We start from the raw sequence: 16,412 nt of genomic DNA, 5'->3' as shown, positions 1-16,412 counted from the left end.
CGGACACATGGGACGGAAGGGGCGACTGGGGCGCAGGCATAACGAGTGCACAACACCCGGGGCGTGAGACGCCAAAAGCGATGCGAGATTCGCACCTGCCTGCGATTATCAGGACCGCTTCACTGAACCTCCACATAGCGCCTCGGAGGCGAAGCACCAGGGACAAGGACCCGGGAGCCCTATCCTTGTCCCCGGCAAGGTCACGGCTCGTCCCCACCCGGGCTCCAGGCCACCGGCCACCATCCGGCCCCCGTAGCTCAGTGGATAGAGCAGGCGCCTTCTAAGCGCTTGGCCGCAGGTTCGAGTCCTGCCGGGGGCGCTTCAGCCATCCTTGTTCGGCCCTCCTCACCGGGAGGGCCTTTTTGCTGGTCAGGGCAACGTAGCGAGTGGCGGGTAGCGGACGCGTAAGTGCTCGGCCGCCCCCAGGTCAGCATGGGGGCGGCCGGGTGCTGTCCGGCTGTCACCGGTTTCCGCGGGTCGACAGAAGCGCGGAGTCCTCCTCAGCCGAGTTGTTCGGCAAGACCGACGATGATGCCCTCCGGGCCGCGGACGTAGCAGAGCAGGTAGCTGTCCTCGAACCGGGCCATCTCGCCGACGAGTTCTGCGCCGTGCGGGCGCAGGCGGGCGACGGTGTCCTTGATGTCGTCGACGGCGAACATGACGCGGTGCGTGCCCAGAATGTTGTGCGGCTGATTGCGCGGCTCGGTGCCGGACGCCGCGGGGCTGCGGTACCTCGCCAGCTCGAGCCGGCTGTGACCGTCCGGGGTCCGGACCATCGCGATGTCACAGTGGACGCCATCGAGTCCGGTGCACTGGTCGGCGACGGGGCCCTTGACCTCTGCCCTGCCCTCCAGCTCCATACCGAGTTCCACGAAGAACGCGATGGCGGCATCCATGTCCTCGACGACGATGCCCACGTTGTCCATCCGCTGAATCGCCATGCTGGTTTCTCCCTCTTCGTCGTACGGCCCGTGGTGGCCGCTGATGTCCCTGGGACGGAGCCGGTGACACGTTCTCGACATCCGCAGACTGCCGAACTCCGAAAAATTCCGGACCGCGCCTCGGGGGAGATTCATCCGGATGCACCAACCCACCCCGCACCCGCGCCCAGCAGGAACGAAGAAGCGCCGGACCGCCCCCAGGTCATCCGCGGGGAGGGTCCGGCGCTGCTTCTTTCAGGAGCGGTCAGCCATTGACTACTGCTTGACCGGCGGGCACGTGCCCGTGTCCTCGCCGATCGAGTTGATCTCGGCGTTGGAACGCGAGTCACCCGCGTAGTCGATCTGGTCCGTGCACTTCGTGTCGGCGTCCTTCGGCGTACCCGACGCCTTGTCGGACTTCTGGACCGGCGGGCACGTGCCCGTGTCCGCACCGATGGAGTTGATCTCCGCGTTGGAACGCGAGTCACCCGCGTAGTCGATCTGGTCCGTGCACTTCGTGTCGGACGGCGACTTCTGGACCGGCGGGCACGTGCCCGTGTCCGCACCGATCGAGTTGATCTCCGCATTGGAGCGCGAGTCACCCGCGTAGTCGATCTGGTCCGTGCACTTCGTGTCGGACTTGGCGGGCGCGCCCGACGACTTGCCGTCCGCGGAGTCGGACTTCGAGCTGTCCGACTTCGGGGTGCTCGCGGCGGACGACGATGAGCTGCTCGAGGAAGAGGACCCGCTGTCCGCGCCGTCGTTGTTGCATGCCGTCAGCGCCAGGCTGAGGGCCACCGCGGTCATGGTCAGTACCGAGATCTTCCGAGTGCGCATGTTGGTTCTGTCCTCTTCGTGTGGGGGTGTCGCTCCTGAGGAGCGGGCGGGCGGGCGAGCAAGCGGTCAAGCGGTCAAGCGGTCAAGCGGGGCGACTGTTCGGCTGTGTCGCTTTCTGCCCTCTTAGATAGTCAGTGTGGTTGCCTCAGTTGCCTCTTGATCGTTCTCAAGACACGTTCGTGACATGACAGTGGCCGCGTCGTGAAGTACGCATCAGGTGTGGCCTGCCGACCGGGCGTGCGGCCACAGGTTCGCGTCCCGCCAGGCCCCCCCCACAGGCGCCGACGCGTTACCGCGCTACCGACGCCCGTGGTCGGGCAGTACCGGCCGTGGAGGGGAGCTCAGCGCGGGCGGTACGCCCTGCATCCACCGTCCTCCCCCGACCGGGCACAGAACGGAGGAGACCGTCGCATTTCCTCTACGTCATGAGGCTCCCTGAGCGGCCTGCCCGCTCGGGGCCTACTCGGGGGCTCTACTCCGGTAGGCGCGGTTCCCCGTATGCCCCCGTCGCCTCACTCGCCGTAGAGCGCCTCGATCTCGTCCTCGTACGTCGCCGCCACCGCATGCCGCTTGATCTTCAGCGACGGAGTGAGCAGTCCGTTGTCCTCGGTGAACTCGCCCTCGATCACGCAGAACTTGCGGATGGACTCGGCCCGTGACACCGCCGTGTTGGCGTAGTCCACCGCCTTCTGGACCTCCGCGATCATCTTGGGATCCCGGCACAGTTCGGCGAGCGGGGTGTTCTTCGGGCGCTTGCGTACGGCGAGCCAGTGTTCGACGGCCTCCGGGTCCAACGTGATGAGCGCCCCGACGTACGAACGGTTGTCGCCGACGACGATGCACTGTCCGACCGGCGTCCGGCTGCGCAGCCGGTCCTCCAGGATCGCCGGGGAGACGTTCTTGCCCCCGGACGTGACGATGATGTCCTTCTTGCGCCCGGTGATCGTGAGATAGCCGTCGGCGTCGAGCGCCCCCAGGTCGCCGGTCGCGAACCACTCGTCCCGCAGTACGGCATCCGTCGCGGCCGGGTTGTTCCAGTACGAGCCGAAGACGATGCCGCCCTTGATGAGCACCTCACCGTCGTCCGCGATGCGCACCGCCGTGCCCGGCACCGGAAGGCCCACCGTGCCCGGGCGGGGCTTCAGCGGAGGCGTGATGGTCGCGGCGGCCGTGGTCTCCGTCAGGCCGTAGCCCTCGTAGATGACGATCCCGGCGGCGAAGAAGAAAAGGTTGAGGCGCCGGTCGAGAGGTGAGCCGCCGCTGATCGCGTACCGCAGTCTGCCGCCGACCTCCTTGCGGATGCGGCGGTAGACGAGCGCTTCGTACAGCGCCCAGCCGAGGCGGAGCCCGATCGAGGGGCCGGGGCCGCGCCTGTCGAGGAACTTGTTCAGATACGCCTCCCCGAACCGCACCGCGATCCCCTCGGCCCGGTCGAAGGACGCGCCGCGCCCGATCTTCTCCGCGGTCGCGCGGCCCGTGTCGTGGATCTTCTCGAAGAGGTACGGGACGCCGACGACGAACGTCGGCTTGAACGAGCGCAGTTCGGGACGCAGATCGTCCGGCTTGATGCTCGGGCAGTGGGCGAGTTCGATGCGGGCGAGCATGCAGGCGATCTGGATGGTGCGGCCCAGGATGTGGGCGAGCGGCAGGAAGAGGAGCGTGGAGGCGACCTGGCCCGTGATCTCCTGGAAGATGGGGTGCAGCAGGTCGACCGTGTTCGCGGCCTCGGCGTGCAGATTGCCGTGGGTCAGGACGCAGCCCTTGGGCTTGCCTGTCGTGCCCGATGTGTAGCAGATGGTGGCGACGGAGTCCGGAGTGAGGGCGGACCTTCGCTTGGTCACTTCCTCGTCCGGCAGATCCCGTCCACCGGCTTCGAGTTCGCTCAGAACGGCGTCGTCGACGCAGAGGACGCGCGGCGGCTCGGCGAGGCCGCCTATCGCGGATTCGGCCGTCGCCACGTTCTCCGCCGTCTCCGTGACCAGCAGCGTCGCGCCGGAGTCCCGTACGATCCACTCGATCTGCTCCGCCGCCGACGTCGCGTACACGGGCACGGTCTGCCCGCCCGCCGCCCAGATCGCGAAGTCCAGTACGGCCCACTCGTACCGCGTGCGGGACATCAGGGCGACCCGGCCGCCCGGTTCGAGCCCGGCGGCCATCAGCCCCTTCGCCGTGGCCGTGACTTCGCGCGCGAAGGCCGCCGCGGTGACCGGATGCCACTGGTCGCCCCGCTTGCGGCGCATGACGATCGCGTCGGGCGCCTCGGCGGCGTTGGTGAAGGGGATGTCGGCGGTGCTGCCCGCGGTGGCCTTCGCCGCGAGCCGGGCGGTACGCGCCTCGCGCACGGTGCCGTGCTCGTCCCGGACGAGCTCCACCGTGGTGCGCTCCGCCAGCTCGCCGTGGCGTTGTGCCCGTTTCAGATCCTTGCGTACACCCATGACGGCTCCCGGCTCCCGGCGGCTGCTACCAGCTGACGTGCAGAGGTGGTGCGTGGTGCGGAGGTGGTGCGTGGTGCGGACGTCGTACTTACTGGGAGGTCAACTTACTCACGCGTAAGGAAAGTTCAATGGGGCGGGCAGCGAAGAAGGCCGTAGGCGGTCGTCACTTCGGTGACAAAGGGCGGCCATCACGTCGGTGACAAAAGGCGGTCATCACGTCGGTGACATGAGTGCTCACTCGGGTGAGGAAGTCGGCGCGGAGGCCGGTTCGGAGTACAGCGCGCAACCATGGGCGGAGTACGGCGTGCAACCGTGGGCGGAGCCCAGCGCAACCATGCGCGGAGCCCCTGCCCGGGTCACTCTCCGGGCACCCAGACCTCGCCCTCGAGCACCCGCCCCATCCCCACCCACACCATGTTCATCAGCCGCAGCGTGACGCCTTCCGGCGACTGGCCCGGGTGGCCGCTCATCCAGTCGGTGAGCGAGTCCGCCGCGCCGACCAGCGCGTACGCGACGAAGTCGGCGTCCTCGTCGTCGAGTTGCGAGCCACCGGCGCTCTCCGTGATGCCGTCCCGGACCAGGCCCGCGACCTCGGCCATCACCGCGCGCCGCGCGTCGGCGACCGCTGACGCGATCGCCTCGCTCAGTTCCGACGCCTGGCGGTGCAGGACGACCCAGCTGTCGCGGTGCTCCGCGACGAAGGCGAAGAACGCCGAGAGGCCCGCGTGCAGGCGCAATTCCGGCGCGCCACCACCGGCCTGCGCGCCCCCCACCGCCTGTGCGGCGCCCTGGAAGGCGGCCACGAGGCGGTCGGCCTCGCGTCGCAGGCAGGCGAGGAAGAGCCCCTCCTTCGAGTCGAGGTAGAGGTAGACCATCGGCTTGGAGATCCCGGCCAGTTCGGCGATCTCGTCCACGGACGCGGCGTGGTAGCCGCGCTTGGCGAAGACCGCCACCGCCACATCGATGATCTGCTGCTCGCGCTCCTGGCGCGGAACGCGCTTCCGCCGTCCCTCAGTTCTCCCGTTGACCGTCACCCTTGCAGCCTCCCAGACTCGGGGCTACCTTACCCTTTAGTAAGTTTACTGTTGAGTAAGGAGATTGCCATGACGGACGGTGTCGGCGGTGTCGGCGGTGCGGAAGGTGTGGCCGGTCTGGACTTCGCGAGCGTCACCCCCGAGGAGTTCGCGAAGATCGTGAAGGGCCTGTCCGGCAAGGAGCTCACCGAGATCGCCCGGGACGCCGAGCTGCGCGCCCGCGTCCTGCAGGAGGTGTTCGGGCGGATGGGCCGACAGTTCAAGCCGGAGGCCGCGGGCACGCTCAAGGCCCTGATCCGCTGGAAGATCACGGGAGTCGACGAGGCGGCCGAGGTGGTCTACGAGACGGACATCTCGGAAGGCACCTGCACCGTCCGCGAAGGCCGCTCGAACGCCGAGCCGCGCGTCACGCTCGTCCTGGCCGACGCCGAGTTCCTCAAGCTGGTCTCCGGCAACGCCAACCCCGTGACGATGTTCATGATGCGCAAGCTCAAGGTCGCGGGCGATGTGGCGCTCGCCGCCGGGCTCACCCGCTACTTCGACATCCCGAAGGCCTGACCCGATCTCTCCCCTCCCCCTCCCCTCCCCTCCCCTCCCCCACACACGTTCCGAACCCGACACGCCGACTGGCACACCGACTGACACGTCGGCTGACACACCGACCGTCACACCGACTTCCGGAAGGGGCCGCACCATGGCCTTCTCGCTCGAACTGACCGAGGAACAGCGGGACCTGCGCGGCTGGGTGCACGGCTTCGCGGCCGATGTGGTGCGGCCTGCGGCCGCCGAGTGGGACGAGCGCGAGGAGACGCCCTGGCCCGTCATCCAGGAGGCCGCGAAGATCGGCCTGTACGGATTCGAGTCCCTGGCCGATCTGTTCGGCGACCCCACCGGGCTCTCGCTGCAGATAGCCAACGAGGAACTGTTCTGGGGCGACGCGGGCATCGGGATGGCCCTGTTCGGCACGTCGCTCGCGGTGGCCGGGATCTTCTCCGCGGGCACGCCCGACCAGCTCGCCGAGTGGGTACCCCAGTGCTTCGGTGACGAGGACGAGCCCAAGGTCGCGGCGTTCTGCGTCTCCGAGCCCGACGCGGGCTCGGACGTGTCGGCGATGCGAACCCGCGCGACGTACGACGAGGCACGCGACGAGTGGACCCTGTCCGGCCAGAAGGCGTGGATCACCAACGGCGGTATCGCGAACGTCCATGTGGTGGTCGCGTCCGTCGATCCGGCCCTTGGCTCGCGGGGACAGGCGGCGTTCATCGTGCCGCCCGGCACGCAGGGCCTCGAAGGCGCCAAGAAGATAAAGAAGCTGGGGCTGCGGGCCTCGCACACCGCGGATGTCTTCCTGGACGACGTACGCGTGCCGGGGCACTGTCTGCTCGGCGGCAAGGAACGGCTCGACGCCCGGCTCGCCCGGGCCCGCGAGGGGAGCAAGACGAGTTCCGGAGGCGGCGCGAAGGCGGGTGCCGGAGGCGGAACGAAGGCAGGTGCCGGAGGCCGCGGGCAAGCCGCCATGGCGACCTTCGAGGTGAGCCGGCCGACGGTGGGGGCGCAGGCGCTCGGCATCGCGCGGGCCGCGTACGAGTACGCCCTCGACTACGCGGGCTCCCGGGTCGCCTTCGGCCGCCCCATCATCGAGAACCAGTCCATCGCCTTCGCGCTCGCCGATCTGCGGACCGAGATCGAGGCGGTGCGGCTGCTGATCTGGCAGGCGTCGTGGATGGCGCGGAACGACAAGTCGTTCGACGCGGGGCAGGGCTCCATGTCCAAGCTGCGGGCCGGGGAGCTCGCGGTGGCGGCCACGGAGAAGGCCGTGCAGGTGTTGGGGGGCGCGGGGTACAGCAGGGAGCATCCGGTGGAGCGGATGTATCGGGACGCGAAGATCTACACGATCTTCGAGGGGACGAGTGAGATTCAGCGGCTTGTGATCGCTCGGGCGATTTCTGGGCGGCAGATTCGCTGAGGGGGCTGGCCGTGGGCCTGGAGCCGGGGCCCTGGCGCTGTGGGCCTTGCGCTGTGGGCCTGGCGCCGTGGGCCTGGCGCCGCAGGCCTGGAGCTGTGGGCCTCGCGCCGTGGCCAGAGGTCGTGGCGCCGTGAGGTCGTGGGTTCGTGGCGCCATAGCCAGAGTCGTGGCGTCGTAGCGCCGTAGCCAGAGATCGTCGCGTCGTGGCGTCATGGCGTCCTAGCCAGAGATCGTCGCATCGTGAGCGCCGCGATCACCGGCTTCGCCTGGGCCGCCCCCAGGCGCCGTGCGGGCCGGATATCGAGCCCGTCCCGGTTCCGCCAAGGTGCCGGATCGAGGAAAATCCTTCAAGCAACCCCTGACCTGCGCCGATGAAAAGATCATGACGTCGACGCAACCCTCACTCCGCGAGCCCGACGCCGTCCTCGGGCTGCTCAACAGCCGCCGCGACATCGGGCGCAGTATCCGGCGCGGCGTCCTCTGTCTCCTCCCGGCCTGCGTCATCGCGTTCGCCGGGTTCCAGCGGCGCTGGATGTCCGACGACGGGCACATCTACGTCCGTACGGTCCGCCAGATCCTGGCCGGCAACGGCCCCGTCTTCAACGCGGGCGAGCGCGCCGAGTCCTCCACCGGCACCCTCTGGCAGTGGCTGCTCGTGCTTGCGGGGCTGCCGGGCATCGACATCGCGAGGGCGGCGATGTACGGGGGGCTGCTCCTGACCGCCGCCGGGTTCGCGTTCGCCTCGCTCGGGGCGCTGCGGCTGTACGCGGACAAGGCGGTCCTTCCTCTCGGCTGCCTCGTCCTGCTCGCCCTGCCTCCCGTCTGGGACTTCGCCACCTCCGGCCTGGAGACCGGCCTCGCCACGTGCTGGATCGCGGGGGCGTGGCTGCTGCTCGTCTCGCGGGCGCACTCACCCGCCACCTGCGTGGTCATCGGACTCGGCCCGCTCGTACGGCCCGACCTGGCGCTGGTGTCCGCGGTCTTCCTCGGGGCGCAGTGGCTGATGGTGCGGCCCTCGCGGCGGACCGCTTTCGGCGGACTTGGAGCGGCCATCGCGCTGCCGGTCGCGTACGAGATCTTCCGGATCGGGTACTACGGACAGCTGATGCCGCTGCCCGGCGTGACCAAGGAGGCCTCGCAGAGTCTGTGGGGGCGCGGGTTCGACTACCTCGTGGACTTCGGCGGGCCCTATCTGCTCTGGATGCCCGCGCTGTTCCTGCTCGCGGCCCTGCTGCCGTCGGCTGCGGAGAGGCGTGACGCCGCACCGCTCGTCCCCGCGCTCGCGCCCGTCGTCGCGGGGCTCCTCTGCTGGGGCTACGTCATCAAGGTCGGCGGCGACTTCATGCACGGCCGGATGTTCCTGCCGGGGCTGCTGCTCATGCTCCTGCCGGTCTTCCTGGTGCCGCTCACGCGCGCGTGGGCCATCGCGGCGGTGGGCATCGGGATCTGGGCCGTGGCCTGCGCGAGCTTGCTGCGGATCCCGTACGAGGGGCGGATCGGGCCCGGCGGGGTGGCGGACGAACGCGGTGTGTACGTCCAGCAGAACGCCGCCGCTCACCCCCTCCACCACGACTTCGCGGGCTATCCGGGCAACGTCGAGTACGCACGTCTCGTACGCGACGCCGGTCGCGCGGGAACCCCGAGCCTGTTCCTCGCCAGAACCCCGGCCGCCGCCAACTCCCCCACCGTCACCGGCGTCTACAGCACCCTCGGCTTCAGCGGAACCGTGGTCCCCTTGAACGGAGCCGCCCTCGATCCGATCGGCCTCGCCTATCCGCTGGCCGCCCACTCCGAGCGCATCGACGGCCGCGTGGGCCACGACAAGCGGCTGCCCGACACGTGGATCTTCGCCGACCGTGGACGCGGCCCCCTCCCCGATGGCCTCGACCCGGCGGACGTCGCCGCAGCCCGGCGGGCACTCGGCTGCGGGCCGCTGGCCGAGCTGCGGGCGGCTACGCGGGATCCGATGACACCGGGGCGGTTCCTGCGCAATGTCACCGGGGTGTGGGAACGGACGTCGTTCCGCTTCCCGAACGACCCGGTGCGGGCCGAACGGGAGCTCTGCGGCGACTGACCGGAGCGAGCCGGAACAAGCCGGAACAAGCCGTGATGATCCTGGATGAGCCGAGCCGAGCCGGTACCAGCAGGACACACCTGGGCGATCCAGAGCGATCCACAACGACCCACAACGACCCGGAGCGATCCCGAGCGCCCCTGTCGACGGCTGGATCACGCCGGTCCCGTGCGACCCGTCGAACGTCAGATTCCGCTGGCTACACGGGTCTTGAATGTTGAGTGGTCGCGTCCGATGCTGGCGGTTCTTGTTGCCTTACGTTCGGAGTTGCAGCATGGGCGCACGTCTGCCGAGCCGTCGATCGTTCCTCGCCACCGGCACCGCCCTCGTGGGCTGGGCCGCCTTCGCAGCGCAGAAACAGGCCTTCGCAGCGGAGGCGGAGGCGAAGGCCGCTCAGACGCCCGAGTGGAACGCCGACCCGCGCGTCTTCCAGGTCAACAGAGAACCCGCCAGGCCACAGCTCGTCCCGTACGCCTCCACGGCCGACGCCCTGCGCGGCGAACTCACCAAGTCGCCGTACTACCGCTCCCTGAACGGCAAGTGGCGCTTCCACTGGTCGAAGAACCCGGAGCAGCGCCCCACCGGCTTCGAGGCCGACGCCTACGACGTCAGCGGCTGGGACCACATCCCCGTGCCCTCCAACTGGGAGATCGAGGGCTACCCGGAGCCGATCTACCTCAACATCAAATATCCGTGGGAGGGCTACGAGAAGCCCGACTTCCCGGACGTGCCCAAGGACTTCAACCCCGTCGGCTCCTACCGCCGCACCTTCACCGTCCCCGACGACTGGTCAGGGCGGCGCACCCTGATCTCCTTCCAGGGCGTGAAGTCGGCCTTCTTCGTCTGGGTCAACGGCAAGAAGGTCGGCTACAGCGAGGACAGCTACACCCCGGCCGAGTTCGACATCAGCCCCTATCTGCGGCCCGGCGCCAACTCCCTCTCGGTGGAGGTCTACCGCTGGTCCGACGGCAGCTGGCTGGAGGACCAGGACATGATCGACCTGTCCGGGATCTTCCGGGACGTGTATCTGTACGCGGTCCCCCTCGTGCATGTGCACGACGTCTTCGTACGGACGGATCTGGACGCGGCGTTCCGCGACGCGACGCTGTCCGTCACCACCGTCGTACGCGACCGGACCGGCAAGGCGCGCAAGGCGGAGCACCGCGTCACGGCCCGGCTCCACGACGCCAAGGGCCGCCCCGTGCCGGGCACGGAGCTGACCGGCGTGCCCGAATTCGACGAGCCGCTCACCCTGAAGACCGATGTCGACGCGCCCGCCCTCTGGTCCGCCGAGGACCCGAATCTCTACACCCTCGTGGTCACCCTCACCGACGGCAAGGGCCGTACGACCGACATCCAGCGGACCCGCATCGGGTTCCGCCAGGTCGACTTCGGCCCCGGCAAGTGGACGGTCAACGGCAAGCACGTCATGCTCCACGGCACCAACCGGCACGAGTCGACCCCCGAGCACGGGCAGGCCGTACCGGAGTCGGTCATGGTCGAGGACGTCCTGCTGATGAAGCGGCACAACATCAACGCCGTCCGGACCTCGCACTACCCCAACCACCCGCGCTGGCTTGAGCTGTGCGACGAGTACGGCCTGTACGCCATCGACGAGACCAACCTGGAGACGCACGGGGTGCGCGACAAGCTCCCCGCCTCCCTGCCCGACTGGACCGACGCCTGCGTGGACCGGATCCGCTCGATGGTCGAGCGCGACAAGAACCACGCCTGCGTGGTGGCCTGGTCACTGGGCAACGAGGCCGGCGAGGGCGACAACTTCAAGTCGATGGCGGACTGGGTGCGCTCCCGCGACGACTCCCGGCCCGTGCACTACGAGGGCATGAACTCCGTCGCCGACGTGCACAGCGAGATGTACACGAAGCCCGCAGACGTCGAGAAGTACGGCAAGTCCGGCAACCCCAAGCCGTACATGCTCTGCGAGTACACGCACGCGATGGGCAACAGCAACGGCAATCTGCCCGAGTACTGGGAGATCTTCGAGAAGTACCCGAACCTGCACGGCGGTTTCGTCTGGGACTGGGTCGACCAGAACATCAGCCTCCCCATTCCCGGCGACCGCAGGCACAGCTATCTCTCGTACGGCGGTGACTGGCACCCCGGCTATCCCACGGACAGCAACTTCAGCTGCAACGGTCTTGTGGCGTCGACCCGCGCACCCCACCCCGGCCTCATGGAGATCAAGAAGGTCTACCAGCCCCTTGCCGTCACGGCCGACAACCTCGGGAAGGGGACCGTCAAGGTCCGCAACAAGCACCTCTTCAGCGGTCTGGACGCGTACGAGCTGCGCTGGAGCGTGACGCGCGACGGTAAGGAGGTCCAGCACGGCACCCTCCGCGCGCCCGATGTGGCGCCGGGCACCTCCGAGGCCGTACGCATCCCGTACAAGAAGCCGGGCCGCCTCGAACCCGGGTCCGAGTACTGGCTCGACGTCACCTTCACCCTGCGCCACAAGACCCGCTGGGCTCCGGCGGGGCACACCGTCGCCGCCGAGCAGCTCCCCCTGGACTGGCACGCCCCCGCCCCCGCCGACCCCGGGCCCGGCTCACTGCCCGCCCTGGAACTCACCGAGAGCGGCACCGAGGTGAAGGTCACGGGGCGGGACGTCGAGGTCGTCCTGTCCAAGGAGACCGGCACCCTCTCCTCGTACAAGGTCAAGGGGAAGGCGCTGCTGGCGAGCGGCCCCGTACCCAACTTCTGGCGCGCCCCCACCGACAACGACATCGGCCGCAAGTTCCACGAGGAGGCGGCCACCTGGCGCGAGGCGGGCGCCAAGGCGAAGATCACGGAGGTCAAGGCCGCACGGCCATCGCCCGGCGAGGTCACCATCGAGGTGAGCTCCACGCTCCCGACCGAGCCGCAACCGTCCTCATGGCACACGGTGTTCACGGTGCGCGGTGACGGCGAGGTGCGGGTCAGGCACACGCTGAAGGCGGCGGCCGGGCTGCCCGACCTACCCATGGTGGGCGCCCTGCTGACCGTGCCCGCCGGGTTCGAGCGGATCGACTGGTACGGGCGTGGGCCGCACGAGAACTACCAGGACCGCAAGTCGTCGGCGTTCGTGGGCCGTTACCGCTCCACGGTGAACGACCAGGTCGCGCCGTACGTCCGGCCGCAGCAGACCGGCAACATGACGGACGTACGCCGCTTCTCGCTCGCCGACCGCTCGGGCGGCGGCCTGACCGTGCTCGCCGACCCGGCCGAGGGCGAACCACTCCTTGAGACCAGCGCGCTGCACCACGCACCGACGGACCTGGACGGACCAAGGCACCCGCACGAGGTGAAGCGACGCAAGGAGACGGTACTCGGCATCAACCACCGTCAGATGGGAGTCGGCGGCAACGACTCCTGGGGCGCACCACCACTGGAGGCGTACCTGCTGCGTTCTGGCCGAACCTACACATACGCCTACCGCCTCCGCCCCCTAACCCCGTCCTGATCGGTGGACTGCAGGAAAGTCCCGCCCGGCCACGGTGTGTCGTGGCGTGTCGTGGGACTTTCCTGCAGCTGACCCCGTGAGGCGCCCCCTCAGCTGACCACGTCCTTCCGCGCGAACCCCCGGAACGCCAGCGCGAACAGCACCAGCGCGTACGCCACCGAGACGGCCGAGCCCTGGATCATCCCGCCCCACTCCATCTTCGGCTGGATCGCGTCCGCCCACGCGAACTGCCAGTGCGCCGGCAGGAAGTCGCGCCAGCTGCCCAGTGCCGTCACCGCGTCCAGGACGTTGCCGACGATCGTCAGGCCCACCGCGCCGCCCACCGCGCCAAGCGGCGCGTCCGTCTTCGTCGAGAGCCAGAACGCGAGCGCCGCCGTCACCAGTTGGGAGATGAAGATGTACGCCACGACGATCACCAGGCGCTGCGCGGCCGTGCCCGACGGGAGGGTGCCGCCCGTCGGGATCTGCAACGGCCCCCAGCCGTACGTCGCCGATCCGACCGCCAGGGCGATCAAGGGGAGCAGTACCATCGCCGCCGCGCTGAGGCCCAGCGCCACGGCCAGCTTCGACCACAGCAGGCGGGCCCGTGGCACCGGAGCTGCCAGGAGGTAGCGCAGGGACGACCAGCTCGCCTCCGAGGCGACCGTGTCCCCGCAGAACAGGGCGACGGGGATGACCAGGAGGAAGCCCGCCGAGACGAACAGGCAGGTCGCCGCGAAGTTCGCGCCGGATGCGGTGGCCGTGTCCATCAGCGTCACTCGGCCGCTTCTGGACTCCGGGGAGCCTGCGATGGTGAACGCGAGGACGAGGACGAAGGGCAGCAGGCCCATCACCCCGGCCATCACCAGCGTCCGGCGCCGCTTCAGCTGACGGATCGCCTCGACCCGTAGCGGCAGTGTGCGGCTGGGGCGGTATCCGGGAGCCGTGGCGCGTGCCGTGCGCGGTTCCGTACCCGGCTCTGTGCCCGGCCCCGTGCCCGGCCCCGTAGCTGTGGCGCTCATGCGGTGCCTCCGTCGATCAGGGTCAGGAACGCGTCTTCGAGGCGGCGGTGCGGGCCCATGGACTCCACGGGCAGTTCCAGGCGCACCAGTTCGGCCAGGAGGCGTGCGGCGCTGCCCGACTCCGTGCCGTCCAGCCGTACGAGGAGGCCGCCGTCCGCGCGGACCGCCGACGCGACGCCCGGCAGCGCGGCCACCTTCTCGACGAGGGGATCGGAGATGTCCTCCGCGAGCCCCACCAGGAGCGTGTCGCCGGAGCCGACGATCTCGGAGACCGGGCCCGCCTGGATGAGACGGCCGCGGTCCATGACCACCAGATGCGTGCAGGACTGCTCGACCTCGGCGAGGAGGTGGCTGGAGACTATGACCGTGCGGCCACCCCGCGCGTACCGGATCATGACCTCGCGCATCTCGCGGATCTGTGGCGGGTCGAGGCCGTTGGTCGGTTCGTCGAGGATCAGCAGGTCCGGCATGCCGAGCATGGCCTGGGCGATCGCGAGCCGCTGCCGCATGCCCTGCGAGTACGTCCGCACCGCGCGGGCCAGCGCGTCGCCCAGCCCGGCGATCTCCAACGCCTCGTCCATGCGGGCGTCTTCGGCGGGGCGTCCCGTGGCCTTCCAGTACAGCTCCAGGTTCTCGCGCCCGGAGAGGTGCGGCAGGAAGCCCGCGCCCTCGACGAACGCGCCGACCCGGGAGAGGACGGGTGCGCCCGGCCGGATCGCCTGCCCGAAGACGCGGATCTCGCCCGCGTCGGGGCGGATGAGGCCCATGAGCATGCGCAGGGTCGTCGTCTTGCCCGCGCCGTTCGGGCCGAGGAGGCCGAGCACTTGCCCCTTCTCGACGCTGAAGGAGACGTCACGGACGGCGTAACGGTCCACCGACTTCGCGTACCGCTTGCTCAAGTCCGTGATCCGCAGCGGTACTTCAGCGAGCTCCGGGTCCGGCGCGGGCGCCGTCGTCCGGCGCCGTGCGGTGATCAGGAGCAGCACCGCGATCACCGCTCCGGACGCCGGGAGCCACCACACCCAGGCGGGCAGCGGTGTCGCGGCCGTCTTCACGCCGGGCGCGGTGGGGACCGACAGGTCGCCCTTCATGGACACCGTGTACGTGGCGGGCTGCGTCGGGGAGGCGTAGCCCAGGTCCGTCGAGGCGAGGACGAGGCGGAGGCGGTGGCCCTTCTGTACGTCGTGGTCGACGGCGGGCAGGGTGACGGTGACGTCCTTGCCCGCCTTCGCGCCCTCCACGCGGATCGGCGAGACCAGTTGGGAGGGCAGCACCTTCTGGCTGCCGCCCGGCCCGACGTCGTACACCTTTCCGAAGAGCACGGCGTCCTCGCTGCTGGACTTGACGTGCACCCGCGCCTTCGGCGATCCGGTGATGCGCAGGTCGTCCTTGAACGGCGCCGACTCGAAGCTCGCGTTCTGGCCGGGGAAGTCGAGGGAGACGCCGACGCCGAGCGAGGAGAGCTGGTTGAGCCCGCCGCCGCCCGCGCCCGGGAGCGCGGAGATGGCGGGTGGTGCGGCGCCCGCGGGGTTCGCGAAGCGCTGCGGCTCGCGCCCGGTGAGCGCGATCTTCCGCTGCCCGCTCTCCAGGCCGGGGTACCGGTCGCCGCTCGCTCCCCGCGTCGTCGCCGACCCATTGGTGGAGTCCATGCCTCCGGTGCGGGTGACCCGGAACCCGGGGCCGGTGTCCGCGCTCTTGTCGTCCTTCAGATAGCGGTCGAACCACGATCCGATACGGCCGTTGATCCGTCCCGTCTCGGGGTTGCCGCCGTCGTGGCCGCCCGAGATCCAGTCGACGGAGACGGGTGCGTGGTTGGCGCGGATCGCCTTGGCGGTGGCATCTGCCTGGCCGAGCGGGAAGAGGGAGTCGGTCTGGCCCTGCACGACAAGGGCGGGCACCTTGATGCGGTCGCCGACGGCGGCGGGGCTGCGCTCGGCGAGGATCTCGCGCGCCGCGGCGTCGGGCTTGCCCGCCTCCGCGACGCGGTTGTACATCTCGCAGAGCTGCTTCTCGAACCGCTCGCAGCCACCGCCGGTGTTGATGAAGAGGCCTGCCCAGAGCTTCTTGAAGACGCCGTTGGGGAAGAGGGCGTCGCTGAGGTTCCAGTACGTGATCTGGGGCGCGATGGCGTCCACGCGGTCGTCGTACCCGGCGGTGAGGAGGGAGATCGCGCCTCCGTACGAAGCGCCGGTCATGCCGACACGGGGGTCGCCCTTCTTGTCCAGCTGCACCTCGGGTCGCTTCGCCAGCCAGTCGATCAGATGGGAGGCGTCGGCGACCTCGCCCTTCGGGTCGTTGAGGCCGATCTTGCCGGTGGACTTGCCGAAGCCGCGGGCTGACCAGGTCAGCACCGCGTACCCCTTGTCGGCCAGGCCTTCCGCCTGTGCGCGCAGCTCGTCCTTGTTGGCTCCGAAGCCGTGGCCGATGAGGACGGCGGGGCGCTTCTTCGAGGCGTCACCCGCGGTGAAGTACGACGTGTCGATCTTCGCGCCGCCCGCGCCCGTCATCCGCATGACGTGGTCCTCGCGGTGCACGGCGGGTCCGTCGTCCGAGGCGGCGGCGGACCAGGTGCCCGCGCCCGCGAGCAGCGCGACGGCGGCCACCGCGGCGAGCAGTCTGCGCTTGGGCAGCTTCGGCAGTCGTAGATCCATACGTCAACCGTACGGGCGAGGGCTGACATCCGAG

The 16,412-nt window shown here is 69.6% G+C and carries 10 protein-coding genes and 1 tRNA gene; 5 read left to right on the top strand and 6 right to left on the bottom strand.

The window, feature by feature from the left end:
* The first annotated feature begins 246 nt into the window (after positions 1 to 246).
* A tRNA-Arg gene (locus ACZ5CR_RS06115) sits at positions 247 to 319 on the top strand.
* Positions 320 to 500: 181 nt separating this feature from the next.
* On the opposite strand, the gene ACZ5CR_RS06110 is transcribed toward ACZ5CR_RS06115, so the two are convergent.
* From ACZ5CR_RS06110 to ACZ5CR_RS06095, 4 genes are all read right to left on the bottom strand, one after another.
* On the bottom strand, positions 501 to 941 hold the full coding sequence (locus ACZ5CR_RS06110) for a VOC family protein (protein ID WP_468854066.1): 441 nt from the start codon (positions 939 to 941) through the stop codon (positions 501 to 503).
* Between the two features lie 255 nt (positions 942 to 1,196).
* Positions 1,197 to 1,757: a hypothetical protein gene (locus tag ACZ5CR_RS06105; protein ID WP_468854064.1), complete on the bottom strand. Its 561-nt coding sequence runs from the start codon at positions 1,755 to 1,757 to the stop codon at positions 1,197 to 1,199.
* Positions 1,758 to 2,269: 512 nt separating this feature from the next.
* On the bottom strand, positions 2,270 to 4,192 hold the full coding sequence (locus tag ACZ5CR_RS06100; protein ID WP_468854062.1) for an AMP-dependent synthetase/ligase: 1,923 nt from the start codon (positions 4,190 to 4,192) through the stop codon (positions 2,270 to 2,272).
* A gap of 356 nt (positions 4,193 to 4,548) precedes the next feature.
* A complete protein-coding gene (locus ACZ5CR_RS06095) occupies positions 4,549 to 5,226 on the bottom strand; it encodes a TetR/AcrR family transcriptional regulator (protein ID WP_468854061.1) in 678 nt (225 codons plus the stop codon).
* Positions 5,227 to 5,295: 69 nt separating this feature from the next.
* On the opposite strand from ACZ5CR_RS06095, the gene ACZ5CR_RS06090 reads away from it, so the two are divergent.
* The 4 genes from ACZ5CR_RS06090 to lacZ all read left to right on the top strand — a co-directional run bounded on the left by ACZ5CR_RS06090 (position 5,296) and on the right by lacZ (position 12,726).
* Complete coding sequence (locus ACZ5CR_RS06090) at positions 5,296 to 5,784, top strand: SCP2 sterol-binding domain-containing protein (RefSeq protein WP_468854059.1); 489 nt, start codon at positions 5,296 to 5,298, stop codon at positions 5,782 to 5,784.
* A gap of 136 nt (positions 5,785 to 5,920) precedes the next feature.
* On the top strand, positions 5,921 to 7,192 hold the full coding sequence (locus tag ACZ5CR_RS06085; RefSeq protein ID WP_468854058.1) for an acyl-CoA dehydrogenase family protein: 1,272 nt from the start codon (positions 5,921 to 5,923) through the stop codon (positions 7,190 to 7,192).
* Between the two features lie 382 nt (positions 7,193 to 7,574).
* On the top strand, positions 7,575 to 9,266 hold the full coding sequence (locus tag ACZ5CR_RS06080; protein ID WP_468854057.1) for an arabinofuranosyltransferase AftB family protein: 1,692 nt from the start codon (positions 7,575 to 7,577) through the stop codon (positions 9,264 to 9,266).
* 274 nt (positions 9,267 to 9,540) lie between these two features.
* Positions 9,541 to 12,726, top strand: a complete 3,186-nt coding sequence (gene lacZ / locus ACZ5CR_RS06075) for a beta-galactosidase, LacZ type (protein ID WP_468854054.1) — start codon at positions 9,541 to 9,543, stop codon at positions 12,724 to 12,726.
* Between the two features lie 89 nt (positions 12,727 to 12,815).
* On the opposite strand, the gene ACZ5CR_RS06070 is transcribed toward lacZ, so the two are convergent.
* Positions 12,816 to 13,727, bottom strand: coding sequence for an ABC transporter permease (locus ACZ5CR_RS06070; protein ID WP_468854052.1), 912 nt, complete (start codon positions 13,725 to 13,727; stop codon positions 12,816 to 12,818).
* Entirely contained in the window at positions 13,724 to 16,378 is a 2,655-nt protein-coding gene (locus tag ACZ5CR_RS06065) for an alpha/beta fold hydrolase (protein ID WP_468854050.1), read from the bottom strand. Before ACZ5CR_RS06065 ends, ACZ5CR_RS06070 begins: the two co-directional genes overlap by 4 nt.
* Positions 16,379 to 16,412 lie beyond the last annotated feature (34 nt).

This window comes from Streptomyces sp. NPDC031274, from assembly GCF_055570235.1.
Note: the sequence above shows the minus strand (reverse complement) of the source record. Positions and strands in the feature narration are given on the sequence as shown.

Bases quoted from the DNA above. Each gene is read 5' to 3' on its own strand.
- ACZ5CR_RS06100 (WP_468854062.1), bottom strand. From the start codon at position 4,192: ATGGGTGTACGCAAGGATCTGAAACGGGCACAACGCCACGGCGAGCTG.
- ACZ5CR_RS06065 (WP_468854050.1), bottom strand. From the start codon at position 16,378: ATGGATCTACGACTGCCGAAGCTGCCCAAGCGCAGACTGCTCGCCGCG.
- lacZ (WP_468854054.1), top strand. From the start codon at position 9,541: ATGGGCGCACGTCTGCCGAGCCGTCGATCGTTCCTCGCCACCGGCACC.
- ACZ5CR_RS06070 (WP_468854052.1), bottom strand. From the start codon at position 13,727: ATGAGCGCCACAGCTACGGGGCCGGGCACGGGGCCGGGCACAGAGCCG.
- ACZ5CR_RS06080 (WP_468854057.1), top strand. From the start codon at position 7,575: ATGACGTCGACGCAACCCTCACTCCGCGAGCCCGACGCCGTCCTCGGG.
- ACZ5CR_RS06085 (WP_468854058.1), top strand. From the start codon at position 5,921: ATGGCCTTCTCGCTCGAACTGACCGAGGAACAGCGGGACCTGCGCGGC.
- ACZ5CR_RS06105 (WP_468854064.1), bottom strand. From the start codon at position 1,757: ATGCGCACTCGGAAGATCTCGGTACTGACCATGACCGCGGTGGCCCTC.
- ACZ5CR_RS06090 (WP_468854059.1), top strand. From the start codon at position 5,296: ATGACGGACGGTGTCGGCGGTGTCGGCGGTGCGGAAGGTGTGGCCGGT.
- ACZ5CR_RS06110 (WP_468854066.1), bottom strand. From the start codon at position 941: ATGGCGATTCAGCGGATGGACAACGTGGGCATCGTCGTCGAGGACATG.